Origin of the sequence: Filimonas zeae, assembly GCF_014641615.1 — a bacterium.
GTDB classification, from domain to species: Bacteria; Bacteroidota; Bacteroidia; order Chitinophagales; family Chitinophagaceae; genus Filimonas; species Filimonas zeae.
In genome coordinates this window covers 76,440-102,185 of sequence record NZ_BMIB01000007.1, presented here as the reverse complement: position 1 = coordinate 102,185, position 25,746 = coordinate 76,440, and the positions used below count along the sequence as shown (strand labels likewise).

21 protein-coding genes are annotated in these 25,746 nt (G+C 44.4%); 6 read left to right on the top strand and 15 right to left on the bottom strand.

Features of this window, described 5'->3' with window-relative positions; genetic code table 11:
• Positions 1-32: 32 nt before the first annotated feature.
• Positions 33-2,852, bottom strand: a complete 2,820-nt coding sequence (gene polA / locus IEY13_RS28510; RefSeq protein ID WP_188958986.1) for a DNA polymerase I — start codon at positions 2,850-2,852, stop codon at positions 33-35.
• An 83-nt stretch (positions 2,853-2,935) separates the two neighbouring features.
• The gene (locus tag IEY13_RS28505; RefSeq protein ID WP_188958984.1) at positions 2,936-3,487 is read right to left on the bottom strand and encodes a hypothetical protein; all 552 of its coding nucleotides are present in this window, start codon (positions 3,485-3,487) and stop codon (positions 2,936-2,938) included.
• A gap of 359 nt (positions 3,488-3,846) precedes the next feature.
• Between IEY13_RS28505 and IEY13_RS28500 the strand changes: the two genes are divergently transcribed.
• From IEY13_RS28500 to IEY13_RS28490, 3 genes are all read left to right on the top strand, one after another.
• On the top strand, positions 3,847-4,155 hold the full coding sequence (locus IEY13_RS28500; RefSeq protein WP_188958982.1) for a hypothetical protein: 309 nt from the start codon (positions 3,847-3,849) through the stop codon (positions 4,153-4,155).
• Positions 4,152-4,820: an ATP-binding cassette domain-containing protein gene (locus IEY13_RS28495; protein ID WP_188958980.1), complete on the top strand. Its 669-nt coding sequence runs from the start codon at positions 4,152-4,154 to the stop codon at positions 4,818-4,820. Before IEY13_RS28500 ends, IEY13_RS28495 begins: the two co-directional genes overlap by 4 nt.
• Positions 4,821-4,982: 162 nt before the next feature.
• Positions 4,983-5,486: a hypothetical protein gene (locus IEY13_RS28490; protein WP_188958978.1), complete on the top strand. Its 504-nt coding sequence runs from the start codon at positions 4,983-4,985 to the stop codon at positions 5,484-5,486.
• Between the two features lie 436 nt (positions 5,487-5,922).
• Here IEY13_RS28490 and IEY13_RS28485 read toward each other — a convergent pair whose 3' ends face one another.
• The gene (locus IEY13_RS28485) at positions 5,923-6,267 is read right to left on the bottom strand and encodes a carboxypeptidase-like regulatory domain-containing protein (RefSeq protein WP_188958976.1); all 345 of its coding nucleotides are present in this window, start codon (positions 6,265-6,267) and stop codon (positions 5,923-5,925) included.
• Between the two features lie 253 nt (positions 6,268-6,520).
• Between IEY13_RS28485 and IEY13_RS28480 the strand changes: the two genes are divergently transcribed.
• Positions 6,521-6,745 carry a hypothetical protein gene (locus IEY13_RS28480; RefSeq protein WP_188958975.1) on the top strand — a complete coding sequence of 75 codons (225 nt, stop codon included), beginning with the start codon at positions 6,521-6,523 and terminating at the stop codon, positions 6,743-6,745.
• Between the two features lie 437 nt (positions 6,746-7,182).
• Here IEY13_RS28480 and IEY13_RS28475 read toward each other — a convergent pair whose 3' ends face one another.
• From IEY13_RS28475 to IEY13_RS28445, 7 genes are all read right to left on the bottom strand, one after another.
• Complete coding sequence (locus IEY13_RS28475) at positions 7,183-8,493, bottom strand: amidohydrolase family protein (RefSeq protein WP_188958973.1); 1,311 nt, start codon at positions 8,491-8,493, stop codon at positions 7,183-7,185.
• A gap of 32 nt (positions 8,494-8,525) precedes the next feature.
• Positions 8,526-11,531: an amidohydrolase family protein gene (locus IEY13_RS28470; RefSeq protein ID WP_188958971.1), complete on the bottom strand. Its 3,006-nt coding sequence runs from the start codon at positions 11,529-11,531 to the stop codon at positions 8,526-8,528.
• Positions 11,532-11,655: 124 nt separating this feature from the next.
• Positions 11,656-12,696, bottom strand: coding sequence for a glucokinase (glk, locus tag IEY13_RS28465; protein WP_229688058.1), 1,041 nt, complete (start codon positions 12,694-12,696; stop codon positions 11,656-11,658).
• A gap of 111 nt (positions 12,697-12,807) precedes the next feature.
• On the bottom strand, positions 12,808-14,799 hold the full coding sequence (locus IEY13_RS28460) for an alpha-ketoacid dehydrogenase subunit alpha/beta (protein ID WP_188958969.1): 1,992 nt from the start codon (positions 14,797-14,799) through the stop codon (positions 12,808-12,810).
• Between the two features lie 22 nt (positions 14,800-14,821).
• Positions 14,822-15,178 (bottom strand): phage holin family protein, encoded by a 357-nt coding sequence (locus tag IEY13_RS28455; protein ID WP_188958967.1) that lies wholly within the window; start codon positions 15,176-15,178, stop codon positions 14,822-14,824.
• An 11-nt stretch (positions 15,179-15,189) separates the two neighbouring features.
• Entirely contained in the window at positions 15,190-16,470 is a 1,281-nt protein-coding gene (locus tag IEY13_RS28450) for a M16 family metallopeptidase (protein WP_188958965.1), read from the bottom strand.
• Positions 16,471-16,512: 42 nt separating this feature from the next.
• Complete coding sequence (locus IEY13_RS28445; protein ID WP_188958963.1) at positions 16,513-17,751, bottom strand: M16 family metallopeptidase; 1,239 nt, start codon at positions 17,749-17,751, stop codon at positions 16,513-16,515.
• A 192-nt stretch (positions 17,752-17,943) separates the two neighbouring features.
• On the opposite strand from IEY13_RS28445, the gene IEY13_RS28440 reads away from it, so the two are divergent.
• On the top strand, positions 17,944-18,651 hold the full coding sequence (locus IEY13_RS28440) for a carboxypeptidase-like regulatory domain-containing protein (RefSeq protein ID WP_188958961.1): 708 nt from the start codon (positions 17,944-17,946) through the stop codon (positions 18,649-18,651).
• Between the two features lie 13 nt (positions 18,652-18,664).
• Here the strand turns inward: IEY13_RS28440 and IEY13_RS28435 are convergent, their stop codons facing one another.
• The 3 genes from IEY13_RS28435 to IEY13_RS28425 are packed head-to-tail and all read right to left on the bottom strand — an operon-like array spanning position 18,665 to position 21,990.
• Positions 18,665-19,804: a lysophospholipid acyltransferase family protein gene (locus tag IEY13_RS28435; protein WP_188958959.1), complete on the bottom strand. Its 1,140-nt coding sequence runs from the start codon at positions 19,802-19,804 to the stop codon at positions 18,665-18,667.
• The gene (locus IEY13_RS28430) at positions 19,791-20,777 is read right to left on the bottom strand and encodes a DUF2157 domain-containing protein (protein WP_188958957.1); all 987 of its coding nucleotides are present in this window, start codon (positions 20,775-20,777) and stop codon (positions 19,791-19,793) included. Before IEY13_RS28430 ends, IEY13_RS28435 begins: the two co-directional genes overlap by 14 nt.
• A gap of 37 nt (positions 20,778-20,814) precedes the next feature.
• Complete coding sequence (locus IEY13_RS28425; protein WP_188958955.1) at positions 20,815-21,990, bottom strand: aspartyl protease family protein; 1,176 nt, start codon at positions 21,988-21,990, stop codon at positions 20,815-20,817.
• Positions 21,991-22,160: 170 nt separating this feature from the next.
• On the opposite strand from IEY13_RS28425, the gene mqnC reads away from it, so the two are divergent.
• Complete coding sequence (gene mqnC / locus IEY13_RS28420) at positions 22,161-23,285, top strand: cyclic dehypoxanthinyl futalosine synthase (RefSeq protein WP_188958954.1); 1,125 nt, start codon at positions 22,161-22,163, stop codon at positions 23,283-23,285.
• Between the two features lie 15 nt (positions 23,286-23,300).
• Here the strand turns inward: mqnC and IEY13_RS28415 are convergent, their stop codons facing one another.
• Both IEY13_RS28415 and IEY13_RS28410 read right to left on the bottom strand, forming a co-directional pair.
• Positions 23,301-24,002, bottom strand: a complete 702-nt coding sequence (locus tag IEY13_RS28415; RefSeq protein WP_188958952.1) for a response regulator transcription factor — start codon at positions 24,000-24,002, stop codon at positions 23,301-23,303.
• The gene (locus IEY13_RS28410; protein ID WP_188958950.1) at positions 23,989-25,641 is read right to left on the bottom strand and encodes a sensor histidine kinase; all 1,653 of its coding nucleotides are present in this window, start codon (positions 25,639-25,641) and stop codon (positions 23,989-23,991) included. The genes IEY13_RS28415 and IEY13_RS28410 overlap by 14 nt, the downstream gene beginning before the upstream one ends.
• Between the last annotated feature and the right edge of the window lie 105 nt (positions 25,642-25,746).

Here is a 25,746-nt window from a genome sequence, read left to right as displayed (position 1 = left end):
TATGCAATGATAATATACAAGGTTATTTTTAATTAATGCGCCTCCAGCCAGTTAATTCCTGTTCCCAACTCCGCTTCTACCGGCACCTCATTGGGCAGCGGTAATGCAGCCTTCATATTTTCCAGAATCAGCGGCTTTAGTATTTCCAGTTCATCATTATGCGCATCAAACACCAATTCATCATGCACCTGTAATATCATACGGCTGCGCAGCTTCTCTTTTTCCATAGCGGCCTGTATACGTATCATAGCCATTTTCACCATGTCTGCAGCAGTACCTTGTATGGGCGAGTTAATAGCATTGCGTTCCGCAAAACCGCGTACGGTAAAGTTGGAAGAGTTAATATCCCGCAACCAACGCTTACGGCCCATTAAGGTTTGTACATAACCATGCTCTTTGGCAAAATTGATCATGCCATCCATGTATCTGGTAATGCCCGAAAACTCTTTCTTGTAATTGTCAATTATCTCCTTGGCTTCTGCACGGCTAATGCCCAGGTTATCTGCCAGGCCAAAAGCACCCTGCCCGTATATAATGCCAAAGTTTACGCTCTTGGCTTTATAACGTTGTTCTTTGGTTACCTCTTCATCCGCTATGCCATACACTTTTGCAGCAGTAGCAGTGTGAATGTCTTTGCCCTGTTTAAAGGCTTCGCACATATTTTCATCGCCACTTATAGCAGCAATTACACGTAACTCAATTTGTGAATAGTCCGCACTGATTAACGTGTGTTCCGCATCGCGGGGCACAAAAGCTTTTCTTATTTCCTTACCCCTTTCTGTACGGATGGGAATGTTTTGCAGGTTGGGATTATTGCTGCTCAGGCGGCCGGTTACAGCAACGGCCTGTGCATAGCTGGTATGTACACGCCCCGTTTTGCTGTTAATCATTTCAGGCAATGCATCTACATAAGTACTGCGCAGCTTGGTCAGTTCGCGATAGCCTAAAATATCAGACACAATAGAGCTGTTGCCTGCCAGCTTCAGCAACACATCTTCTCCGGTAGCGTATTGGCCGGTCTTAGTTTTTTTGGCTTTGGGGTCCAGTTTCAGTTTATCAAACAGCACTTCTCCTAACTGACGTGGAGAGGAAAGATTAAACCGCACGCCCGCTTCCTGGTATACATTTTCCTCAAACTGTTTGGCTTCTATTTCCAGCTGTTTAGAATATTCGCGTAAAAAACCCACATCTACCTTTACACCCTCAAACTCCATAGCCGTAAGCACTTTTACCAATGGGTTCTCCACTTCGTAAAATACCTTCTCTACCTCTTTCTCTTTTAGCTGCGGGTGCAGGGCATGTTTCAGTTGTAAGGTTATATCTGCATCTTCGGCAGCGTAGTCTTTTATTTTGTCAACCGCCACATCCCGCATATTTCCCTGCGTCTTGCCTTTCTTTCCAATCAGTTCCTCAATATGCACGGGCTCATACCCCAGGTATTGTGCGCTTAACAGGTCCATACTGCGGCGCCCTTCGGGCTCTACCACATAATGGGCCAGCATGGTATCGTAAATGTTTCCTTTCAGTTCAAAAGCATACCATTTCAACACCAGCATATCATATTTCAGGTTCTGCCCTATCCAGGTAATATCCGGCTTTTCCAGCAAGGGGCGCAGCTGCTCCAGTACGGCCAGTGTTTTATCTCTTTCCGGCGGGCAGGGTATATAAAAAGCAACGCCTGGAGTAAAAGAAAAACTCATGCCTACCAGGTCTGCTTCATTCGCATCCAGTCCGGTAGTTTCTGTATCAAAGCAGATTTCTGATTGCTGTACTGCATCATTCAGAAAAGCCTGCACCTTTTCAGGTGTATCCAGTAAATGATATTCGTGCGGGGTATTATTGATGTTTTTATCGGCACTGAAGCCAGTAGCCAGTAAGCCTTCTTCTCCGTCCGCTTTAGCCGCAGTTTTTGTTTCTACGGCGTTGCCAAACAAATCGGTTTGTACACCTGCAGCAGCAGTTTGAAACACATTAAAGGCATCACCCAGAATACGCTTACCCAGGGTTTTAAACTCCAGTTCGGTAAACACTTCAATCAGCGCTTCATTGTTCCAGGCCTTCAGCTGGTAATCTTCCTCGTGAAACTGAACGGGCACGTTGGTGATGATAGTAGCCAGCTTCTTGCTTATGATAGCACTGTCCTTTCCATTACGCACCTTTTCGCCCAGCGCTCCTTTTATGCTATCCGCATTGGCCAATACGTTTTCCAGTGTATCATATTCTTTCAGCAGCTTAGCCGCTGTTTTTTCGCCTACGCCTGGTATGCCCGGTATGTTATCCACGGCATCACCCATCAGGCCCAGAATATCCACCACCTGCTCTACGCGGGCAATATCCCACTTTTCACAAACCTTTTTAGCATCCAGCACCTCTTCTTTACTGCCCATATAAGGAGGCTTGTAAATGAATACGCTGGGGTGTATTAACAGCTGGCCATAATCTTTATCAGGCGTTACCATATACACTTCATACCCTGCATCGGCAGCCTGCCAGGCAAGTGTACCAATTACATCATCGGCTTCATAACCATCCAGTTCTACGCAAGGAATATTGAAGCCACGTATAATACGTTGAATGTCAGGAATAGAAGCCAGCAGATCTTCCGGCGCTTCCTGCCGGTTGGCTTTATAATCTGTAAAATCTATATGTCGCTCTGTGGGCGCGTGGGTATCAAAACAAACCGCAAGGTGCGTAGGCTTTTCTTTGTTAATGAGGTCAAACAACGTGTTGGTAAAACCAAACTGTGCATTGGTATTGATTCCTTTGGAAGTAATACGCGGACTACGTATCAACGCATAATAGGCGCGGTAAATAAGCGCCATGGCATCCAGCAAAAACAGTTTTTTACTCATGCAGCGAAGGTAGCATAGTTTACTATTCCGTACTCGCTGCATCAAACCCCAAAGGAAAGTTGCCTACAGGGCTATGTGTTATATTAAAACGTGCTGGCAGGCTTTTTAACCACCTTTCTAACCTGCGTTTTAGCCTTTGGTTTGGGCTTGGGTGCCCTTAACCATTTAATCATATTGGCAAAAGTGGTAAAAATGGTTGCCAGTATTATGGCCAGTATAAAAATTCCATTCAGGTGTACATCCTGAACGTTATGAGATAAAATAGCGTTACGTTTATTGGGATCGGTAGAAGCTACGATAAAGAAACTTTCAAAATCGGTAACACCCCAGAAGGCAGTAACAAAAAATACAAAATACAGAATACAGGTCCACATGTAGTCCTTAACCGACTTACCCCTTAATATCTGGTGGCATATAAACACGCAGCCAGGTATAACACAAAATATAAGGCCGAACAATAAGCTGTGAATAAACAGCATAGGGAACTCGCCCTTAAACTCAACTCCACCTTTGGAAAAATGCTTCAGCATGTTAATTACCATGCCGTACAAACTTCCGTACAGCACAACACCAACAATGAAAAAAAGCAGGGTAAAAGCTGTCAGATTAACTGCTTTTCTTATACCGGGTTTCATGTTCAGGGCCAAACTATTATATTAAAAAATTAAGGTCTCAAGGGCTAAAAAAAGTACCCGTAAAAATGAGCCGTCAATATATACATTTTTGGAGTACCCACAGACATTTATTTTGCGTTCCATACCCTAAATGCGGTCATTATCCCTTAAACAAAGTGCTATTGAAGCCGAAAACCGATGACTTACCCACCCCATGGGCCGTTTTGCTGCGCAGCCTGAATGAGGGACAGGAAACCGGCTTTTTACCGCCAATTTTTAACAGAAATAATGTAATAATCGTTAAACATCTACTAATACGTCCGGGCCTTTGATATCTCCGTCGATACTTACACTAAATTTCTTGTGGAAATACCACGCTTATGACCATCGCCCGAACAACCCGGCTCATTCTCACCTTTTATTCCGGCTTTGCAATTGCTTCCGGCGGCATTACCGTTGCCGCCGGCGGATTATTTGCCGCATACGGCCTGTCTATGATAGCGGCACTTTTCTGGTTAAAAGTAATTACCAACGCAGTATTGTGGTACTTTATAAACCAGGTTAAAAGAAAAGAATATTATTACTATCATAATCTGGGCCTGAGTAAAAAAGTATTGTGGGGCAGCGCGCTCACTATCGACTTTAGTTTGTTTTTCCTCACCTTAATCGCCCTATACCATTGTTTATGAAAAATGTATTAGCAGCAGATGGCATTCAGCTGTCGTTTAACGGCCGCCGCATTTTATCTGATATCTATATTCAATGCGAGGTTGGGCAGGTTACCGGCCTGCTGGGCCGAAACGGATGTGGCAAAAGTTGCCTGCTGAATATTGTATACGGCTCCTTTCCGTGTCAAGACAAGTCCGTACGCATTAACCACACTTCTTTTCCGGCAGCTTTTCAGCGGCCCGATCTGCTGCGCTATCTGCCGCAGCACAACTTTATACCTAAACAGTTTACGTTGAAGCGTGTGCTGGCCGATTTCGGCATTGCCCCTTCTGCGTTGGAAGAAGAATTTCCGGAATACGCCAGATTACAAAACACGGCTTTGGGCAATTTATCCAGCGGACAAAGGCGCTTTGTGGAAGTGTATTGCATTTTAAAATCAGAAACCCGGTTTGTTTTGCTGGATGAGCCTTTTTCCTTTCTTGCTCCCATACAGGTAGAACGGCTGAAAAAAGTATTGAACGCCGAAAAACAGCACAAGGGCTTCCTGATAACCGACCATATGTACCCGCATATTCTGGACGTGGCAGACCAATTATACCTGCTGAAAAACGGAAAAGCCCATGCAGTAACGCAACAATCCGATCTGGAATTTTTAGGTTATCTCCGCCCGGCTCATCATCAATAGCAACATTTTCAGATACTTATGCACTGTAACCATGCAAAAGCCTCACTTTCGCTTCTAAATCAGAAGTTGGTCCGTAATAATCAGAAGCTTCCGGAAGTGGCCGCCCAGCTTTTTCTTTACACAAGATAGCTTCTGCATAACAGCAAACAACTTTATGATCCCGTGCCACAACTTCTAAAACACATCAGAAGGTTGGCGGAACACTTCCAGAAGCTTCTATTTTCCATCAGAGAGTTGCCGCATCTCGTTATACAACTTTTAAATGTGGCCATAGTGTTTTCAGCACTCGCGCTAAAGCTTCTACATTTGGTCCTAAAGCTGGGCCATGAAACCCTAAAGTTCCGGCATGGCAGCTGCCAGCTCGCAGAATACATGCTCCTGCACTATGCAAACGTGGCTGAACTTTGCCACAATAAACTACAACACTCAGATACATTTCTAAAGCTTCCGGCCGTTATCCCAAAGCTTCCAGACAGTTTCCTGAAACTTCGGGGTATCTACCCAAAGCTTCAAGACCTCCTCCTGAAACTTCCGGACCTTTTCCCAATGCTTCAGGACCATTTCCCTGAGCTTTACAATTCCATCAGCGTTGTTAGAAATGCTATGAAGAAGCTTAGGGCCGGAAAGCCCATAGTAAACATCGGCGGCAATGTTATACAGTTTTAAAAAAGGCTGGCTCATCAATAAGATAGCCGCTGAGAATAGCCTGAACGAATACCTGCCCTCATCGGGGATATGAAAGATGAATATGTTGATTTACCAGAGTATATACTTGGAATCAACGAGAAAGATGATGAAAAAGGTGTGTTCATTTTCCGGTCAGAATACCCATACTGCCTTATCTCAGTTGGCACAAAAAAAATGAAAATAGACCTCCCCTGCTGGACGGAGAAGTAATCAGGTTTGATATGAAAAACCTTACCAGTCACTATTTACAGGATGTATAGAACTGGCTGAACAAAAAAGGAGGCTGCTCTAGAAATAAGGCAACCTCCTGTTGTATAAGTGATATTTATTTATCTGTAAAAGAATTCGGAATCGGGATATTATGAAATGGATACGTTCTGGTAAAACACAATAACTGGTAATGGAATAAAAAGCTTTAATTCACCAAATTATTTTTCTTACTACCGAAAATCCATTCCTCATCTGTATACCACTCCATTTCCAGGTTGTAAATATGTGAAAATGGATTAAGCAGATATTCGTATGGATAGTATCCGATAAAGTTGAAGAACAGTTTTGTGGCAGCAGCCGGAACATTCGTAAAAAGATAGAAGCCTTGCCCGTCAGTGTAAGTCTGGAGATTGTATCCTACTACGTTTACCTGCACGCCGGCTAACGGCGCCCCGTAGATAGTTGTTACATGGCCTGAAAGCATACGGTTCTGCCCCTGAATGCTCGTTAACAATAAAAATGCGGCAATAAGCAGCGAAAGATGTTTCATGATAGATAATTTTAGTGTTTACGCCTCATAAGATACAAAAAGGGCAGAATTTATATATAAATTTTTTTGAATAAAATCAGATAGCGGGTGAGTGTTTCTCCGCGGGTTATTCCGTCTTGCAGACAACATCGTGTGTGGTGGCCTGAACTTTTTTCTGTTGCCGTTGTTGCAAAGCTTAGGATGGAAAGGCTTGTCTTTTCTTGTTATGAAAAGCGAATGTGCTGCTCTTTGTAAAGTATAGAAAAAGCCCCTTATGATACGCATTGCAGGAAATATACCGCCATTAGCCAACACCATCATACATGAGATGGAAGAGTATTCTAAAGCTTATTACAGCGACTACCCGGCTCAGCAGATTAGCAAACCAGCTACCCACCCTGAGAGGCTAAAAGGTAAACACTCGACTAAAAAGCCACAGTATGTAGAACTGATAATTGGAACAACGGTACAGGTGCAAAGCAGATTCACGGAAACGTAGTTAAGCCGGTTGATGAAGAACGAAGCAAAACTTTATTTCAACCTGCCCCCTCATGTAGAAGTGGTAAAAATAACAGACACTAAAATCGGCGCACTTGCTCATTAATAACACCGCAGGTCCGGCCACGGGCCTGCATAATACACAGCACTATGCAAAAGAAAATCAGTGAAAGGTATTGGTATACGCTAAGTCTAGTAGAGCAAAATTTTGTGAAGCAGCGGCTGGACAAGGATGTTATACCCAACATTAAACTAATCATCAGTTAAGCCAGAAAACAGCACCCCAGTTTTACTAAGTTGTATGGCAAAGGCTTTTTAAAGACTGCCTCCGGCGAAAAACAGAGAGGCTGCATCAAACTGATGATACAGCCTCTTTCAAATACGATGCAGGTGCTTATCCTTCCGGAGTCAGCCCCTACACAGTAATCTTACAACTTACTATAACCCATATTTGTATTTATAGCGCTCATAAAGCTGGGTTTGCTTATTCTGCAAACTCACGTCTCTGCCTTGAATAAAAGCTTTGGTAACCAGGCTGGTTTTCATATCCAGAATGTCACCTTCACTGATAATAATGTTGGCATCTTTACCTGCTTCCAGCGAGCCTGTTTTGTCCTCTACCCCCAGAATTCTGGCAGTGTTTAAGGTAATAGCCTGCAAAGCCTGTTCTTTGGTTAAGCCGTAAGTGGCTGCGGTGCCCGCATTAAAAGGCAGGTTGCGATATCTGCTTTCGTCATGCGCATCGTTCAGCGCAAATAACACACCGGCCTTTTGTAATACAGCTGGCGTTTTGTAAGGCTGATCTACATCATCATCTTCTGTGGAAGGCAAAGCATGCTGATCGTTTAAAATAACGGCTACCTCATTTTGCTGTAACAAAGGCGCTATCTGCCAGCTCTCACTTCCCCCAACAACTACTACTGAAAAGCCGAACTCTTTTGCAAAATCAATAGCCGCCAGCATCTGCTTTACCTGATCGCCGTGTACAAACAACTTTTGCTTTTTTTCAAACAGTGGCTTTAATGCTTCAAACTTTATATTCACTTCTTTGTGAGCAGATTCTGCCAGATATGCTTTTGCCTGGCGGAAGAATACCTTAATACTCTCTACTTTATCCAGTGCCTGTTTGGTTGCATCACCCTGCTCTCTACCCGCACCCATCATGATGGCAAAACGGCTGGGACGATTAATAAAAGAAGGCATTTCTATATGTATGCCGTTATCGGTTTTATAAGCCGCATCTTCATAATTCCAGGCATCCAGCTGTACTACAGAAGAAGAGCCACTAATAGTGCCGCCCTGCGGCGTAACACCAGCCAGGAGTATACCATTGGCCCTTAATGTACCTGCAATACGGGTGTCTGCATTGTAAGCGGCAATAGCACGCACACTGGGGTTCAGGTCGCCCAGTTCTCTATAATCATTACTGCCGCGCACGCCATTCGCAATTTCTTTCAAACCCAGGTCCGTTATAGGGAGTATCAGCCCTGGATATACCTGTTTGCCCTGCGCACTGAACACCTTTACATCGCCAGCGGGTACCGGAATGTTTTGCCCCACACGAACAATTTTACCGTTCTCCACTTCAATAGTGCCGTTTTCAACTACCTGCCCATTTCCTATATGAATGGTGCCATTGGTAATAAACAACTTGCCCTTGTATTCTTTCGCAGGATATACATCATCCTGTGCCTTTACCGCTCCTGTTAACAGCAGCAGTAAGCCAATATGTAGAAAAGTCTTTTTCATTTCAATAATGTTTTAACAGATGATTACAGTAATTATTCGTCATCGCCTGTATCAATGGTAATTAAACCATCGTGGTGGTCGTGATCGCCACAGCTGAGTATTACATTGAAGCTTGGTCGGGCGGGTGCCATAGAAGCTCCTCCCTTTTTCTCACCCAGCATCTTGTTAATTAAACGATTCCGCTCCGCAGCAATTTGCACACGCGTTTGTGCATCTTTTTCGCGGTCAAAATAAACGGTGCCGTCTACAATAGTTTTCTCTGCTTTTGCATAAATACTTAACGGATGATCGCTCCATAACACCAGATCCGCATCTTTACCTGCTTTAATGCTGCCTACTTTATCTGACACATGCAGCGCTTTGGCAGGGTTAAGCGTAACCATTTTCAACGCTTCTTCTTCTGTAACACCACCATACTTAATTGTTTTGGCAGCCTCCTGATTTAACCGGCGCGCCATTTCTGCATCATCAGAATTAATACACACATTCAAACCCACTTTGGTCATAATAGCAGCATTATAAGCTATTGCATCCTGCACTTCCATTTTATATGCCCACCAGTCTGAAAACGTAGAAGCATTCGCACCATGTGCTTTCATTTTATCGGCCACCTTATAGCCTTCCAGTATGTGTGTAAAGGTGTTAAGGGTAAAGCCGAATTTTTCAGCCACGCGGATGGTAGAAGTAATCTCACTCTGCACATAAGAATGGCAGGTGATAAAGCGCTTGCTGTTCATAATTTCCACCAGTGCATCCAGCTCCAGATCGCGACGTGCATTTTTGCCATCCGCCTTTAAAGCATTCCGGTAATCAGTAGCACGCTGAAAAGCATCTACCAGTACCTGCTCTACGCCCATACGTGTATCAGGAAAGCGATTGTTGTTTTGAGAAGTAGTTCGCTTTACGTTTTCACCCAAAGCGAACTTGATAAAAGGATCTGCCCCTTTAAATTTCAACTCTTCATCATTTACACCCCAGCGCAGTTTTATTAACTGGGTTTGCCCACCAACGGTATTGGCAGAGCCATGTAAAATATGAGAAGAAGTAACGCCACCGCTAAGCTGGCGATAGATATTAATATCATCCGGATTCAGGTTATCTGCAATACGCACCTCAGAGGTTACACTCTGTGCGCCTTCATTAATAGAAGCTGCTGCAATATGAGAATGTTCATCTATAATACCAGCGGTAAGATGTTTGCCGGTACCGTCAATCACCACAGCACCTGCATCAGACAAGCCTTTACCCACCTGCGCAATTTTACCGTTCTTTACCAGTACATCAGCGCCTTCCAGTTTACCATCTTTTTCGTTGGTCCAAACCGTTGCATTTTTAATAAGCAGTGTTTGTTGCTGTGGCAATTGCTCCCAGCCATAGCCATTGAAAGGATAGGTTACTTTGCCTAAACGTATTGGTTGTTTACGTTTACTGCTATCGGCCTTTTCTTCGCCTGCCTTTACAAAAGAGGCAGTCCACAACACCGCATTGCCCGCAGTATCCACTCCATTGCCCTGCCAGATAGTGCCGTTGTTAACACCACTTAAACGAATGCTGGCTCTGGATTTTTTGGTTTCGGAAAAGCTGAGTTTAATCAGTTTGCCATCGTAGTTAAAACGTGCGGCAATAGTATCTGTGTTTATGATATTGGCGGCGTTATCACCCTTCACCACCAGGTTGTAAGTTTTAGGTGTGCTACCTGTAGCGGTTACCGTAAGTGTGTAAGAACCACTTACCCCAGCCCAGCCTTCATTTTTAACGTCATATTCGTTACCCTGTACCCAGTTCTGATACAACGTAGTGTTTTCTTTAAAAACGGGGCCGGATGTAATAATAAAGTTGGCCAGCTTACCCGCATCCAGACTACCCACTTTATCATAAATGCCCAGCAGCGTAGCAGGCGTTTTGGTAAGTGCTTCAAATGCTTTGTTTTCACTTAAACCATATTCAATAGCTTTACGAAGGTTGGTTAAAAACTGTTTGCTGTCTTTTACATCCGCGCTGGTTAAACAAAAAGGAACATTCTCTTTCTCAAACAGCCCTGCAGCGGCAGGTGCCATTTCCCAATGCTTCATGTCTTCCAGCGATACAAAGCGGGCATCGTTCGGGTCTTCCACATCCATTGCCTGCGGAAAGTTAACCGGCAATATAAAAGTGGCGTTGGTAGCCTTCATTTCTTTCAGGCGCTGGTATTCATCACCACTGGCTTTAATAATGTACTGCACGCCAAACTCATCGCCCAGCCTGTCAGCACGTACCGCATTCCATTTACCATTGGCTTCAAAAATCTGTAATAACCCCTGCTGCTCATTCCAATACTGCAGGCTTAAGTTTACACCTTCCGCAGCGGGATGGTTTTTATACCACTGCGCATCCAGATACGTTTGTCTTAACAAAGCAATACTCCCCATCATACTGCTGGGATAGCTTTGAGAAGAAACGCCTTTATTAAAAGAGTAATGTGCAGATGCTTTGTCTTTGAGAATTACCAGATTGTCCTTGTCTTCCGCCAGCGTTGCCACCAGGCCGGTGCCACGGGCAATGCCATCTTTCTGGTGCGACAAAACAGTACCAAAACCCGCTTCGCGTAAGCTTTTGGCTTTCGCATTATCTACGCTGAAAACTTTGCCCGCATCTACGTCAGTGCGTATTGCCTGGTTCCAGCCGTAAGCTCCTTTCTGGTTAGAGGTAAGTTGCGCAGGCGCCCGGAAATCAAACCCGGTTCTTTCGCGTTGTGGAGAGCCTACGCCGTAATCGCTGTAGATATCAATAAAAGAAGGGTAAATATATTTACCCTTACAATCTATCACTACCGCGTCTCTGGGAATAGCCGCGTTGGCGGCTGCACTTACAATTTTGCCTTTGCGGATAACCAGTGTGGCATCCTGTAATGTGGTTTGCCCGTCTTTTACAATAGTAGCATGTGTAAAGGCATAACACCCTTCCCTTTTATCAGCTACTCCGTTTACGGGAAATGTTTCCTGAGCTGAAAGATGGAGTGTTAATGCACACCCCACCGCCAGCATAGTCCATTTTTTCATGCGTGTGTAGTTTGTTTTCTCATTAGCCTTTTCCCGGGAGGAAAAGAATGATTAAAACTACCTTTTTTTCCGGGGTCGCACAACCCGTTTATACCGATGTATTTACGGCAGCAGCCGAAAAGCGCTATAGTCCATAAGCACCGTAATAAGCCGCACCAAACAGGGCAGATTTATCGTTCAGAATAATCCGCACCGGAACTTTTTCCACCAGTGCCTGCATTCTGCCACAGTCAACAAAGGTGTCGTAAAAGTTAGGCTCTTTTAAAAGAGGCAGAATTTTAGGAGGAATGCCGCCGCCGAAAAACAGCCCGCCTGTTGCTTTCATTTTTAGTACCAGACTGCTTGCTTCACGGGCCAGTTGCTGTACAAACAGCTGCATTACCTCTTCACAGATAGGGGCTCTTTTTTCAAGACCAGCCTGGCTGATTACAGCAGAGGGGTCGCCCTTTTCTTCAATTTCCTTTTTCAGCCACTCCGGCTCTTCCCGCTGCATTACATCACGCAGAAAGTAGTACAACCGGTAAATACCAGGGCCTGCCACCACATGCTCCCAGCTTACGCGCCGGTGCTTTATTTTCAAATAGCTGAACAGCTGTGCTTCCATTTCCGTACGGGGTGCAAATTCGCAATGGCCCCCTTCTGTAGCAAAAGGATGATAGCCTTTGGCATCGGCAAACAGACCTGCTTCGCCCAGGCCGGTTCCCGGAGCAATAATGGCAGCGTTACCTTTATGCCCTGGCTCGCCGCGGTGCAGGGTTAAAATATCATCTTCACCCAAACAAGGCAAACCATAACCTGTAGCTTCCAGGTCATTAATCAGGCCTACATGTTCTTCCGGTACACCTGTTACGGCTGCAATATCTTTAGCACTTACCACTCCCCAGTTCAGGTTGGTAAACTCTACGGTATTGTCTATAACAGGCCCGGCTACGCCAATACCTATTTTTTCCGGCTTTTCAACTTTCTCGTCTGCCAGAAACGCTTTAATAATATCTGTAAAGGAAGAATACTCCTGCGAAGCATATCTGGCAGTATGCACTATCTCTATCTTCGTTTCCGTTACATAACACAACGCCATGTTCACTTTCGTTCCACCTACATCTGCCGCAAGCACCCGCTGCATGCGCTTATACTTCTCTCTGTACGGTAAATAAATGTTTATCAAAGCCTTTCTTTTTTGTTTAAAGGTACTTAAACAGATTAATAGTGAGGGGTATGTGTATTCAGGAAGGGCGTTTCTATTCTGCTGCCGGCAGCTCCCGGTTAAAACGAACAACTAATACAACAGGAGCTTATTAATATACAACGCAATCCTGCTTTTAGCCATAAAATTCTGCTCCAGGCGAATATCAAACGGAACAGGTGTGTCTAAAGAGGCGCAACGCATAACCGGAGCATCCAGTTTATCAAAACAATGTTCTCCAATCCAGGCTGCTATTTCTCCACCAATACCACCTGTAAGCGTGTCTTCATGCAAAACCAATACTTTTCCGGTGCGTAGCACAGAAGCCTTTATAGCTTCGTAATCCAATGGAAGCAACGTTCGCAAATCCAGAATTTCAATGTCTACATCGGGGCGGCTTTCTGCATATTCCATTGCCCAGTGTACACCAGCGCCGTAAGTAATAATGCTCAGCTCACTTCCTTCTTTCACCACACGGGCTTTTCCAATCGGTGTTTCATAAAAATCAGCAGCAACCTTACCCGTTACGCTTCTGTAAAGTGCTTTGTGCTCAAAAAATAAAACAGGGCCGGGGTCATTAATGGCTGCAATTAATAAGCCCTTGGCATCTTCAGCAGAAGAGGGGTAAACCACTTTCAAACCGGGCGTATGCACAAACCAGGCTTCATTGCTTTGCGAATGAAAAGGTCCTGCACCTACGCCGCCGCCTGTGGGCATACGGATAACCACATCTGCCGCCTGGCCCCAACGGTAATAAAGCTTGGCCAGGTTGTTTACAATCTGATTAAATCCCGCAGTTACAAAATCAGCAAACTGCATTTCCACCATGCTTTTACAGCCTTCCAGGCTTAACCCCAACGCGGTACCTATAATAGCACTTTCGCACAAAGGCGTGTTTCTTACCCGCTCCCTTCCAAACTCCTGAACCAGTCCTTCTGTTATTTTAAAAGCACCGCCATACTCCGCTATATCCTGCCCCATTAATACCAGGTTTTCATGCTGCTGCATGCTCTGATACAAAGCATCGGCTATAGCATCAATAAATCGCACTTCCGGCGTTTGTATGCGCGACTTAAGCACTCCTGGACTAACGGTTATTTCAGTTGCCGGCGCATATACATCTGACAGTTCTGTTGCTGTATCAACCGGCCTGGAAATTACTTTATCAGCCAGTTCCAGTTCTGATTCAATATAAGTTTTCAGCTCGCTGCGGATAGCGGCTATTTCTTCTGTTGTAAGCACTGCTTCACGTAGCAGATAATGTTCGTACTGAACTACAGGGTCCTGCTTTGCCCATTTGTCAAGCAGTTCCTGTGGTACGTATTTAATGCCACTTGCCTCCTCGTGGCCCCGCATACGAAAGGTTACACATTCCAGCAGGTAAGGTTTCTTTTCCCGCAAACAATAGTCGCGGGCCTCAGAAACAGCCTCTATCACATTCAGAATATTATTGCCGTTAATGGTGCTGCCTTTCATACCGTAGCCTATAGCACGGTCGGCCAGTGTATTGCAACGGTATTGTTCCTGTACAGGTGTACTAAGGCCGTAGCCATTATTTTCAATGAGAAAGATGACGGGTAAATCCCATACGGCAGCCACATTCAACGCTTCGTGAAAATCGCCTTCACTGGTGCCGCCATCACCTGTAAACGCCAGCGATACTTTGGGTTTACCATTCAACAGGTGTGCCAGCGAAGTTCCATCTGCAATGGCCAGTTGTGGCCCCAGGTGCGATATCATGCCGCAAATATGATGTTCGCGGCTACCGAAGTGAAAGCTGCGTTCGCGGCCCTTGCTATAACCTTCACTACTACCCTGCCATTGTAAAAACAACCGGAGCAAAGGCATATCGCGACCGGTAAAAACACCCAGGTTGCGGTGTAACGGCATTATCCATTCGTCTGCTTCCAGGGCAAAAGTGCTGCCCACAGCAATAGCTTCCTGGCCAATGCCGCTAAACCACTTGCTTATTTTGCCCTGCCGCAGCAGAATCAGCATTTTCTCCTCTATCAGCCGCGGCAGCAGCAGTTTCCGGTAAATGTTTACCAGCGCTTCGTTACTCCATTGTTTTCTATCGAAATACATAAGCTACTACACGACACGGCATTTACCTGTCTGACTGCGTTTTGTTAATAAGACTTTCTATAAGGGAAGTAAAGAAAGTAAGTAAAAGACTAAACCAGAGTGCAGCCCACCAGTTTACTACTGTAAACCCGGGAACAATTTCGGCAGTCCATTTTACCATTAATATATTAATGACCAGTAAAAACAATCCAAGTGTAACCACCGTAATAGGAATAGTAAGAATTACCAGCAATGGCTTTACAAACGTATTTAACAACGCCAATACCAGTGCCACCGCCAGAGCGCTGAAACCACTGTTAATTTTTACGCCCGGTAAAAGATAGGATACAATTAATGCAGCCAACGCACTCACCAGTAATTTGCCAATAAACTTTCCCATACGTATCTGTTTTATACAACCGTTAATTCGTAAAAGGCTTCCGGCACCAGGTATTTCCGGGCTAGCTCCTGCAACTCCTCTGCGGTAATGCTTCGGATGGTTTGCAGGTTGTTATAAAAATAGGCATCTGTAAGGTTATTCAGCACGTAATTTTTCCAGCGGGAGATAATCTGAAAAGGACCATCCAGATCGCCCAGAATACTTCCCATCATATAATTACGAACCAGATCCAACTCTTCTTTTTCAATCAGCTCTTCTCTCAAACGCTCCATTTCTTTATAAACTTCCGCTACCGTAGCCGCACATACATCACGTCCTGCTTCTGTGCTTATCATCCAGGCGCTTTGTTGTATATGATTCTGGAGGTAGCTGTGTATTCCGTAAGTATACCCTTTATCTTCCCGGATATTGCTCATTAACCTGGAACCGAAAAAGCCGCCGAATATATTATTCAGCACCTGCACCTTAATAAAATCAGGATGATGCCTGTTAGGGAAAGGTTGAGCAATACGAATAGCTGCCTGAACCCCTGCTGTATCATTGGTTACCTGATATTTTTTTTCTGCTGCCGGTTTGGTTATATGCTCCACAACAGGCATAGGTTGTGTGTTGAAAGGTAAATGTCCAAAAGCTGCGTTCAGCTGTTGGGCAATATCAGCCGGTAACTTACCTGCCGCAAATACCATGCACTTACCCTTTGCATAATACTGGCTATAAAACTCCACCAGTTGCTCACGCTCCAGCGCATCATAATCCGCTGTTGATGTATATTTTCCGTAAGGATGTTCTATACCAAACAAGTACTCATCAATCAGCCGGTTGGCTATAAAGTCGCACTTCTTCAGATTCACTTCCAGCCTTTGCTTCTGGTTCTGCTTGTATATAGCCAGCTCCTCTGCCGGAAATACCGATTCTGCCAATATCTCCGCCACAGCAGGTAACAGCTTAGGCAGGTGTTTGTTCAGGCAATGCAGGGTTAATGTAGCAGTTTCATTATAACAATGGCGGTTGAGATAAGCACCGTGAAACTCAAAATGCTCATTCAGCGCTAAAGCTGCTTTATTAGTAGTTCCGTTTTTTAATAGAAAGTTGGTGGTGGCTGCTACTATATTCTGCTGCTCGTACCAGTTGCCTGCGTAAAACACCAGTTCAATCATCAGCACTTCCTGCTCACCTGCATTCACCGCATATACCGGCACCCCGTTATCCAGCGTAAACTGTTCGCAGGGCTTTAACCGCAAATCAAATTCCACCGCATCATGTATAGCAGGACTCTTTTTTCTGTCAATCATAGTCTGTTCCCGTTGTTACCGTTTTCTGAAAGAAAACGTGTATTAGTTTTTGCTGTTATAGTACAAAGTGTTGCTGTTGGCTGCATCAAATATTTTACGGCTGTAATCTCTGATTTCCTCCGTTGTTACCTGTTGATATTTAGCCAGCTCTTCATTAATCAACGCTGCGTTACCGGTAAGCTCGTAAAAAGCCAGGCTGTTGGCACGGCTCATTACACTCATATCTTCAAAAGCAATAATGCTCTCTGTTTTGTTTTTTACCTTTTGCAGCTCAGCCTCGCTTACCAGATCTGTTTTAATTTTCTCCAGCTCTTCCTCTATGGCTTTTTCAGCATCGGAGGTATTTACCCCTTTCACCAGTTTACCTTCAATGGTAACAAGCCCCGGATCCATTGTGCCGAAATGATAGCACTCCAGGTTACTGAAAAGCTTCTGCTCTTTTACCAGGGAGTGGTGCAGCCTGGCAGAAGCGCCCCCGCCCAGAATTTCTGTAATAAGATCGGCAGCATAATAGCCTTTGCTTAACCGCGAATCCATATGCCAGGTTTTGTAAAAAGCATTCAGCGGCACATCGGCTTCTACTTCCAGGCGGCGCCCGGCTGTTTGCACCGGCTCCTGTGTAAGGTTACGCACATATTTTTCTCCCATAGGAATATCGCCAAACCATTTTTCTGCCAGTCGCTTTACCTCTTCGGTTTTTACGTTTCCGGCAACTACCAGTATGGCATTAATGGGACGGTAATGACGAAAGAAGAAGTTCTTCACATCATCCAGCGCTGCATTTTCTATATGGCTCAGTTCATCCCCAATTGTCATCCATTTATAAGGATGGGTAGTGTATGCCAGATGACGCATCTTGTGCCATGCATCGCCATAGGGTTTGTTGATATAGTGCTCTTTAAACTCTTCGCACACCACCTTGCGCTGTACATCCAGACTTTTTTTGCTGAATGCCAGGCTTAACATACGGTCGCTCTCCAGCCAGAAAGCTGTTTCCAGGTTCTGCACCGGTAGCTGGCAATAATAGTTGGTAAGGTCGTTGGTTGTATAGGCATTATTTTCTCCGCCTGCTCTCTGCAGCGGCTCATCATAATCCGGAATATGTATACTGCCGCCAAACATCAGATGCTCAAATAAATGGGCAAATCCTGTTTGTGCCGGGTTTTCATCCCTCGCACCTACGTCATACATAATATTTACCACCGCCATTGGCGTTGCAGCATCCTCATGTACCAGTACCCGCAGGCCATTATCTAAAACAAATCGGTTGTAGGTAATCATATTGTTATTTGAAAAAGAAGTGCAAATTAGTGAATCTAACCTTGCCTGTAAAAGAAGACAATAGCCGCACCTATAAAGTTTAACAGAGCAATGAGTACGACGAAATGCGAATATCTTTAACTTGCCATTAAACATATTTATTGCATGAATTTACCGCCTGTTACCAGGAGGCCTCACACTCTCTTGTTGCACATGAGCCTGACAACCATAGCGTTATTTATTTTAACCACGCTTGCCATAGGTCAGGATACTAAAAAAACCTATTACGGCTACCTGAAAGATAGTGCCATGGGTTCAGCCATTGTGGGTGCTACCGTTACCAACCAGAATACCAAAACCATTGTGGAAACCGATAAAAACGGCTTTTTTGCAATAGAGGTTACCAAAGGCGATCTGCTGTTATTTGCTGCACTTGGGTACGGTTCAGACAGTTTACGCTATTTTCCGTATCTGCGTGATACCACGCATATTGAACTGCCCAGAATAGCCACTTCAAAGCTGGATGTAACGGTAAGATCCACCAATTACACCAAATACCAGTCGGACAGTGCCGAACGGCGGCGCAAGTTTCAGGAAGATATTGGTTATAAAGACAAAACATTTACCAAAGCAAACTCCGGCGCAGGCTTGGGTATTAACCTGAAATGGAGTAAAAAAGATCGTTTACGCCAGCAGTCAATAGACAACTTTACCGATCAGGAGAAGCAGCATTATGTAGACTACCGTTTTTCATCTGAAATGGTGGGTTACTATACCCGTCTGAAAGGAGACTCTTTAAATCTCTTTATGGGACGATACAGGCCGGACTATGAATGGCTGCGTAAAAACCCAAACCAACAGGAGATTCTTTTTTACATTAACGATAGCCTGAAAGAATTTTACAGAAGAGACCAGCAATAGCTGGTCTTTTTCTTTAGTAACTTCCCGAAGCACCCGCTCCTCCGGAACTTCCTCCTCCAAATGGGTTTACAGGCGTAACAGCAGTGCCTTTTTTGCCTAATACCTGAAAAACAATATCGGCCTCAGCCTGCTTCAGCAACTTCTCCGCATTACTTTCCGGTTCCGCACTAAACGCCCGTTGCCCCTGTTGTAATACGCGGATCAGCAACAGGCTAACGGTTATTAAAATACAACCAGCTATCAATAATACCACATCAGCAGGCAAAAAAGAATAGTAATAATGAAAAGTATATGCTGATAAGGCTGCTGCAATAACACCTGCTCTTAGTAATACCATGTTACGCTTTCTAATACCGGCTATAACATAAACAACAGGAACAATCACCTGCAGGGATAAATAAAAAATCTTCCATGCCCCTGAAACACGATAATCGTATGAACCCGTAAACACAACGTCTACCACAAGAAAGTTGCTGCATGCATACACAATTGCCAACGCAGTTATACGTACCACTTTTAAACACCAGGTATATACGATCAGAGAATCAGACTTTAAAAGCAGGCCCGAAACTATATACATCAATACGGCCGGCAACAACGCTGCAACAGGTAATATAACCGCAGCAAGCCCTGCCCTATCTAATAACAAACAGTAAAGCATTACAATAGCCACAGTGGTTAGCAATGCCATTAAAGCATCTACAAAACGAATGCATAGCCAGCAACATATCACCCCTGCAATCAAGGTTGTAAAAAGCAGTTGCATATGTTTTATCTCCACAAAGCAGAAAGCAATAACCGTTGCCGGAATCAACATCAGCAGCATGTTATCTGCACCGGCGTTATAAAACCTTCTTTGTTTTACGCCTGCTTCCAGTGCCATATAGGCCCCCGCAGCCGCCAGAAACGTTATCAGGGCCGCTGAAGAAAACTCACTTCCCCAGGCTATTATTAGTACTCCAAAGCAATATGCAATCAATGTTATCAAAGCAATGCCTATACTAAAAAGATGCTGAGGGGTGTACAGACCAGAAGGAGCAGCTGCCAGCAAACGTTTTAACCCTTCTTCATCCACGCAGCCATTTATAAATGCATCAGAAGCCTGCTTTTGTACTATCCGGTTATATAAGTCCTTACTATTATACGCCAGCATGTTTCTTAATTTTTCTGTGCAGGTTAACAAGTAGTATAATTAATCCAATACCCGAAAGCACCCCATACAAGAGTGCCAGAAACAATCCCCCATCGCTTCCAATGGTAATCAGCCCGTAAATAACCATATAGCTTACAGCAATGTATCCATATAAGGCAGTAACCACCATCAGGTAGTAGGAGTTAATATTCAAAGCCCGTTTTCCAAGCAGGTAACAGGCCAGCGCTATCAACAAAAACCATATAACTGCCGGAAACGGAAAATGGAAGTGAAAAAGCCCCGCTGTTAATGAGATGAAAAGAACGTGTAACCCAAAGTTGCGATACACATCTGCAAAATGTGCTTTGATATTCTTTTGCACACTTGCATAAGCCAGTAATAACAGCATGCCCCCCAGCGCCACACCAGTGTAAATCAGCTTTTCATTGGTAAAGTCATTCTCCTCTGCTGCCTGTAGCGGAGCTACAGTAATGCCCAACCAGGCAGCAAGATTGGTTACTGCCAGACTTACCACTCCTTTATGATCGTAATAATAACCTACCAGAAATAAAAGCAGCATGGGTACAAAAGTGGCCAGCCCCCAACGCGCTCCAAAAAGCTGATACACATACTGAAGATAGCCTGCCAGCAAAGGCAGTAGAAGAGCCCCTGATAAAACCACATAATCTACAAAATAGCGCGATGGTTCAGTTTTATCCGTAGAAAAGCCTGTTACAAACTTCCGGCTCCAGAAAAAACATCCGGCACAAATAACAGCAATAATACCAGCAACAACACCGTGGCCTATATCATCTATGTTGCGGTATATAAGCGTACCCAGCCCGTAAACAGCCATTATAATTCCGGCATACAATACAAACAACAAGTCCTGCCTTATGGGCACAGGTTTGTTTTTATGCTCTTCTATACACTGCATTTCACTGTCAGAAACCAATCCGCTCTTATTAAGTTGTCTGAATATTCTTGCATCCATTGCTATATACAAACATTTGTCTGTAATATACGCTGCATCAATCTAATATGCTTTTTATGCGCAGCTTTAATGTTACAGGGCTGCCCTTTCTGAGTACTATAATGCGTAGAGTGGTTCGTGGGTGCTGAAACATGGCTTTGTAAGCCTGTATATCGTTAGAGAAATTGTTGTCTATAGAGAGAATAACATCGTCTGTCATAAAGCCTGCTTTCTCTCCGGGAGAGCCTTTAATAACATCAATCACTTTTATATGCCGGTCTACCACATAAATGCCCAGCCCTGTGTAAGAATAGTCAAATTCTTCCCGGTAATGCGTGTTGGGTTTAATACAAATTAACTGATCAGCATAGTTGAATACCACATTAAACCGGCGCATAATGTCGTTACCTAACAAGCCTCCCAGCGTGGGATAGGCAGTAACATTGTAATCATCATCAAACAGATAAACCGGAACTTTCTTTAAGCGGTACGGCCCCACCTTTACCTCTTTAATAACCGTTAAACGCATACTCTTTTTGCCTCCAAGCCCCTCTGCCTGTGTATCAAATATCTTACGCTTCTTCAACAACAAACTACTATCATCAACAAACGACTGAGAAAAAAGCATACATAGCCCGGCACCTGTATCCAGGTAGTAGCGTGCAAGTATTGCACGTGTATCTTTTACAGTTACCTGTTGTATAGGAATAGAAGAAAATACCGGCCGGAGAAACTGACTGTTTCGGGGATAGGTAAAGCTACCCTGGCTATATACCCCCATCTCATGTTTGTCGTAGTTTAAGCACACGATGTACCGTTTCAGAAAAGAATAGCCCATAATGCCATCTATCTTCACACCATACACACTCGTCAATAACTCATAGTCATTAATGTGAAAATCCAGAGAATCTACCGTAAGGCCCGGCAGGTGTAAGCTATGGTTAAAGGCAAAATCAACCTTGCGTACCCCTGCAATTCCTTTAATGGTTCGTGAGGTAGCGGTTCTTTCCAGTTTCAGGTAGTCTACCGTGGCAGAGTCCAGCGATATGCCTCCGCTTCCTGTATCGAAAATGAAGTTGAGGGAGTCTTTACAATTGTCCAGCGTAGCTGATACTATTACAATGCCCCCGGTTAGCATTTTAAAAGAAAAGTTGGTAAGCAGGCGGGCGGGGGGAGTTATAAACTGCTCCTGGGCATACAAGCGGATAGATAATGCACTCAGTAAGAGCAACATAGTAACAATAAGACTTCTAATATGGCGCAATCCGGGCATTTTCTCATGTTTGATTTGGTTAACAAAAGTTAAGTCTATTTGCCCGCCTGTGCAAACCGTTCACAGAATTATTCAGCCCCGCTATACAACCACATTTCCACTACCTTTGTACCACTACAATTATAGTAAGGATGAATTTATCAGCGTTATATCAGAAGGCGCTTGACTTCGGATTTTTGACAATAGAAGAAGGGATGTTCCTTTACGAACACGCGCCGTTGACAGAGTTAATGTTTGTTGCAGACGAATTACGCAAAAAGCAGGTCCCCCACGGGAAAGTAACCTGGCAGATTGACAGAAACGTTAACACCACCAATGTGTGTGTGGCCAACTGTAAATTCTGCAACTTCTACCGTATTCCCGGCCACGCCGATGCCTATATTACCGATATAGACACCTATAAAAAGAAAATCGAAGAAACGCTTAAATACGGCGGCGATCAGCTGCTGTTACAGGGTGGGCACCATCCGGGCCTGGGTTTACAGTTTTATGTGGATCTTTTCAGTGAGCTTAAAGCTTTGTACCCGGATTTAAAGCTGCACACGCTGGGGCCACCCGAAGTAGCCCACATTTGTAAGCTGGAAAAAATGAGCCACCACGATGTATTGAAGGCGCTGAAAGAAGCCGGTATGGATTCTCTGCCTGGTGCAGGTGCAGAAATACTGGTTGACAGAGTGCGCCGCCTCATCAGCAAGGGCAAGTGTGGTAGCGATGAGTGGCTGGCCATTATGCACGAAGCCCATAAACTGAATATTACCACCAGCGCCACCATGATGTTTGGCCACGTAGAAACATTGGAAGAGCGCTTTATTCACCTTACCCGCATACGGGAAATACAGGCTAAAAAGCCGGCAGAAGCCAAAGGTTTTCTGGCTTTTATACCATGGACTTTCCAGGATGTAGACACGCTGCTTACCCGTATCCGCGGTGTGCATAATCTGACTACACAGGACGAATATATCAGAATGATAGCCATCAGCCGTATCATGCTTCCCAACGTACTAAACATACAGGCAAGCTGGTTAACAGTAGGTAAGCAAACTGCTCAGATATGTCTGCACGCAGGCGCCAACGACTGGGGCAGTATTATGATTGAAGAAAACGTGGTAAGCGCCGCTGGTGCTCCTCACCGTTTTACTTATCGTACCATGCAGCAGGCTATTAACGAAGCAGGCTTTATTCCGCAGTTACGTAACCAGCAATATGAATGGAGACCTATCCCTGAATCTATTGTAGAGCAGGTGATAAACTACTAAATAAAAAGTTTCTTACTAAAGGGGGCAGTCTGCCACAAAACGGTAGCCTACCCCCTTTATAGTTATAATTTCCAGTGCAGGATCTTCTTTCAGATAGCCACGCAGCCTGGTAATGTATACATCCAGATTTCTGCTGTTGAAAAATGAATCATTCCCCCACAGTTCATTTAAAATAGCCCTTCTGTCTATTACCGTACTACGGTTCTGCCACAAAAACTTCAGCAACTCACTCTCGCGGTAAGAAAGTCTTTTTTCCGTTTCTGTTCCCTGCAATATCTGACGTTGCAAATGAAACCGGTAAGTACCTATTATCAACGCTTCCTGAGGTGCTGCTGCCCCGGCAGGCTCCGGCTTTATGCGCAAAAGATTCTCTATGCGCACAATCAGTTCTTCCATGCTGAAAGGCTTCCGGATATAATCATTTCCTCCAACCCTGAATCCCTTTACCACATCCTCCGTCTGCACTTTAGCAGTCAGAAAAATAACCGGTATATCGTCATTCTCATTTCTGATAGCTTCTGCCAGCTCAAACCCGCTGATTCCCGGTAACATTACATCCAGCACACAAATATCCGGCAGCTCTGTCAAAAAGGTTTGCAAGGCTGTTTCGCCGTTTGTTTCCATCAACACTTCAAAGCCACGGCTTTCCAGTGTTTCCTTCACAATCTTACCCAGGAACTGTTCATCTTCCACATAGAGAACCTTAACTCTGCTCATACGCAAAAGGAAGTTTAATTGTAAAAGTGCTGCCTTTTCTTTCCTCACTATGCACAGTTATGCTACCATGGTGCAGCTGTACAATATGTGCAACATAACTTAACCCAAGTCCGTATCCACGTATATTATGACGGTCATTGTCCGGCACCCGGAAGAATTTTTCAAATACCTTTTTCTGATAAGTGGTGGCAATGCCAATACCATTATCCCGAACGCTGAAAATCAGTTCGCCATCTCCCTTTTGCAGGTCAACATGTATAAAGGGCTGTCCCGGACTGTACTTAACTGCATTGTCCAGCAGATTATAGATAACACTGGTAAGATGAAGCCTGTCCCCCTGTACCACTATCTTTTCAGCAGGAAGCTGTAATTCCACTCTGGCATTTGCCTTCTCCAGCTGCAAACGCATGCCCGTTGTTACTTCCTTAATCAATGCGTTCATATCTACCTCTTCCGGCTGTAGCTCCATGGTCTGCTTTTCAAACATAGATAACCTTAGTACTTTATCAATCAGCAGATTTAACCTTTGCAGCTCTATCGCAGATATGTCCAGGTATTCTTTGGTACGTGCCGCATCTTCAATGGCATTGAAGTTTCTCAATGCTTCAATAGCTACGTTTACCGTTGCCACAGGTGTTTTCAGTTCATGTGTAATGTTACTGATAAACCCGTTCTTCATTTCGCTAAGCCTTCTCTGTGCGGCCAGGCTCCTGTACATAAATACAAATGAAAGTGTAGTAACTCCAATCAGCAATACAGAAACGCCTACTGGTAGTAATAGCTTCCTGCCTAAATAAGAAAGTGGCTTTTCAAATACCGCATAATAGCCGAAAGGGGCATTAAAGCCTGCCATAGCAAAACGGGTACTCAGCTTGCCGCCTGCTTGCGGAACAGAGTCCATTCCTGCTTTACGGTTAGGCAAAGAAGCCATATATAAACAATGCGACAGCACAATGCCCTCTTTTTTCAAAGCCTTAGTGTATAGTGTATCCAGCTTGCGTAATGGAATAGAGTCATCCAGCTGACGCAGCTCGTAAATAAACTTCTGTATGTTCTGGGCGTCTTTTGTATTCCCCTTCTTTGTCTTTTTAACCGAACGCTTTAAACTGTCGATGGTATTGGCAATCGCCATTCTGAAAAACGGCGGCGGGGGTGGTATATCATCATACCCATTTATAAAAACTCCTCTTTCGCTGCTGTCTGGAAGTCGCCCACCCATTACTATTTTAACATCCGATCTGCCTAATAATCCGCGCAGGCTATCGGGAATAGCATGCCTTATGCCCGTTACCACTACCTTTTCCTTTAAAACAGAATCGCTGATATCGTTTATAGAGCCAGTGTGCGTCCGGGCTTTGGTAGTAATAACTGCTTTAGCATTTAAACCAGTGGTACGTCCTTTAGCTGTATCAGAAACAATCTCTATTCTGTCAATACGATCCGGACGAACCAGCAAAGGCATATTTTTCATCCGCTCCGATTGTACCCCCTGCACTGTCTCTTTCAGCAGAATATCTGTTCGGCGCTGTAACGCATCGTATTCCTCCTTATATACCTTCTTTAGCCAATACCCTTGAAAGGCAGCTATTAAAACAATAGTGCCCGCCATAAATACCCAGGAAATACGCAACTTATTCATGCCGCTCATCAATGTTTACAAATGTAACTACCACCACATCCTCTGCCCGGCTCATTAACCTTAATTAACCTTATAGCAGGAATGCTTAACAATGCCCCCTTTTAG

What these genes read in the sequence shown, in the direction of transcription:
- polA (WP_188958986.1), bottom strand. Translation starts at nt 2,852, where the DNA reads ATGAGTAAAAAACTGTTTTTGCTGGATGCCATGGCGCTTATTTACCGC.
- IEY13_RS28505 (WP_188958984.1), bottom strand. Translation starts at nt 3,487, where the DNA reads ATGAAACCCGGTATAAGAAAAGCAGTTAATCTGACAGCTTTTACCCTG.
- IEY13_RS28500 (WP_188958982.1), top strand. Translation starts at nt 3,847, where the DNA reads ATGACCATCGCCCGAACAACCCGGCTCATTCTCACCTTTTATTCCGGC.
- IEY13_RS28495 (WP_188958980.1), top strand. Translation starts at nt 4,152, where the DNA reads ATGAAAAATGTATTAGCAGCAGATGGCATTCAGCTGTCGTTTAACGGC.
- IEY13_RS28485 (WP_188958976.1), bottom strand. Translation starts at nt 6,267, where the DNA reads ATGAAACATCTTTCGCTGCTTATTGCCGCATTTTTATTGTTAACGAGC.
- IEY13_RS28480 (WP_188958975.1), top strand. Translation starts at nt 6,521, where the DNA reads ATGATACGCATTGCAGGAAATATACCGCCATTAGCCAACACCATCATA.
- IEY13_RS28475 (WP_188958973.1), bottom strand. Translation starts at nt 8,493, where the DNA reads ATGAAAAAGACTTTTCTACATATTGGCTTACTGCTGCTGTTAACAGGA.
- IEY13_RS28470 (WP_188958971.1), bottom strand. Translation starts at nt 11,531, where the DNA reads ATGAAAAAATGGACTATGCTGGCGGTGGGGTGTGCATTAACACTCCAT.
- IEY13_RS28460 (WP_188958969.1), bottom strand. Translation starts at nt 14,799, where the DNA reads ATGTATTTCGATAGAAAACAATGGAGTAACGAAGCGCTGGTAAACATT.
- IEY13_RS28455 (WP_188958967.1), bottom strand. Translation starts at nt 15,178, where the DNA reads ATGGGAAAGTTTATTGGCAAATTACTGGTGAGTGCGTTGGCTGCATTA.
- IEY13_RS28450 (WP_188958965.1), bottom strand. Translation starts at nt 16,470, where the DNA reads ATGATTGACAGAAAAAAGAGTCCTGCTATACATGATGCGGTGGAATTT.
- IEY13_RS28445 (WP_188958963.1), bottom strand. Translation starts at nt 17,751, where the DNA reads ATGATTACCTACAACCGATTTGTTTTAGATAATGGCCTGCGGGTACTG.
- IEY13_RS28440 (WP_188958961.1), top strand. Translation starts at nt 17,944, where the DNA reads ATGAGCCTGACAACCATAGCGTTATTTATTTTAACCACGCTTGCCATA.
- IEY13_RS28435 (WP_188958959.1), bottom strand. Translation starts at nt 19,804, where the DNA reads ATGCTGGCGTATAATAGTAAGGACTTATATAACCGGATAGTACAAAAG.
- IEY13_RS28430 (WP_188958957.1), bottom strand. Translation starts at nt 20,777, where the DNA reads ATGGATGCAAGAATATTCAGACAACTTAATAAGAGCGGATTGGTTTCT.
- IEY13_RS28425 (WP_188958955.1), bottom strand. Translation starts at nt 21,990, where the DNA reads ATGTTGCTCTTACTGAGTGCATTATCTATCCGCTTGTATGCCCAGGAG.
- mqnC (WP_188958954.1), top strand. Translation starts at nt 22,161, where the DNA reads ATGAATTTATCAGCGTTATATCAGAAGGCGCTTGACTTCGGATTTTTG.
- IEY13_RS28415 (WP_188958952.1), bottom strand. Translation starts at nt 24,002, where the DNA reads ATGAGCAGAGTTAAGGTTCTCTATGTGGAAGATGAACAGTTCCTGGGT.
- IEY13_RS28410 (WP_188958950.1), bottom strand. Translation starts at nt 25,641, where the DNA reads ATGAATAAGTTGCGTATTTCCTGGGTATTTATGGCGGGCACTATTGTT.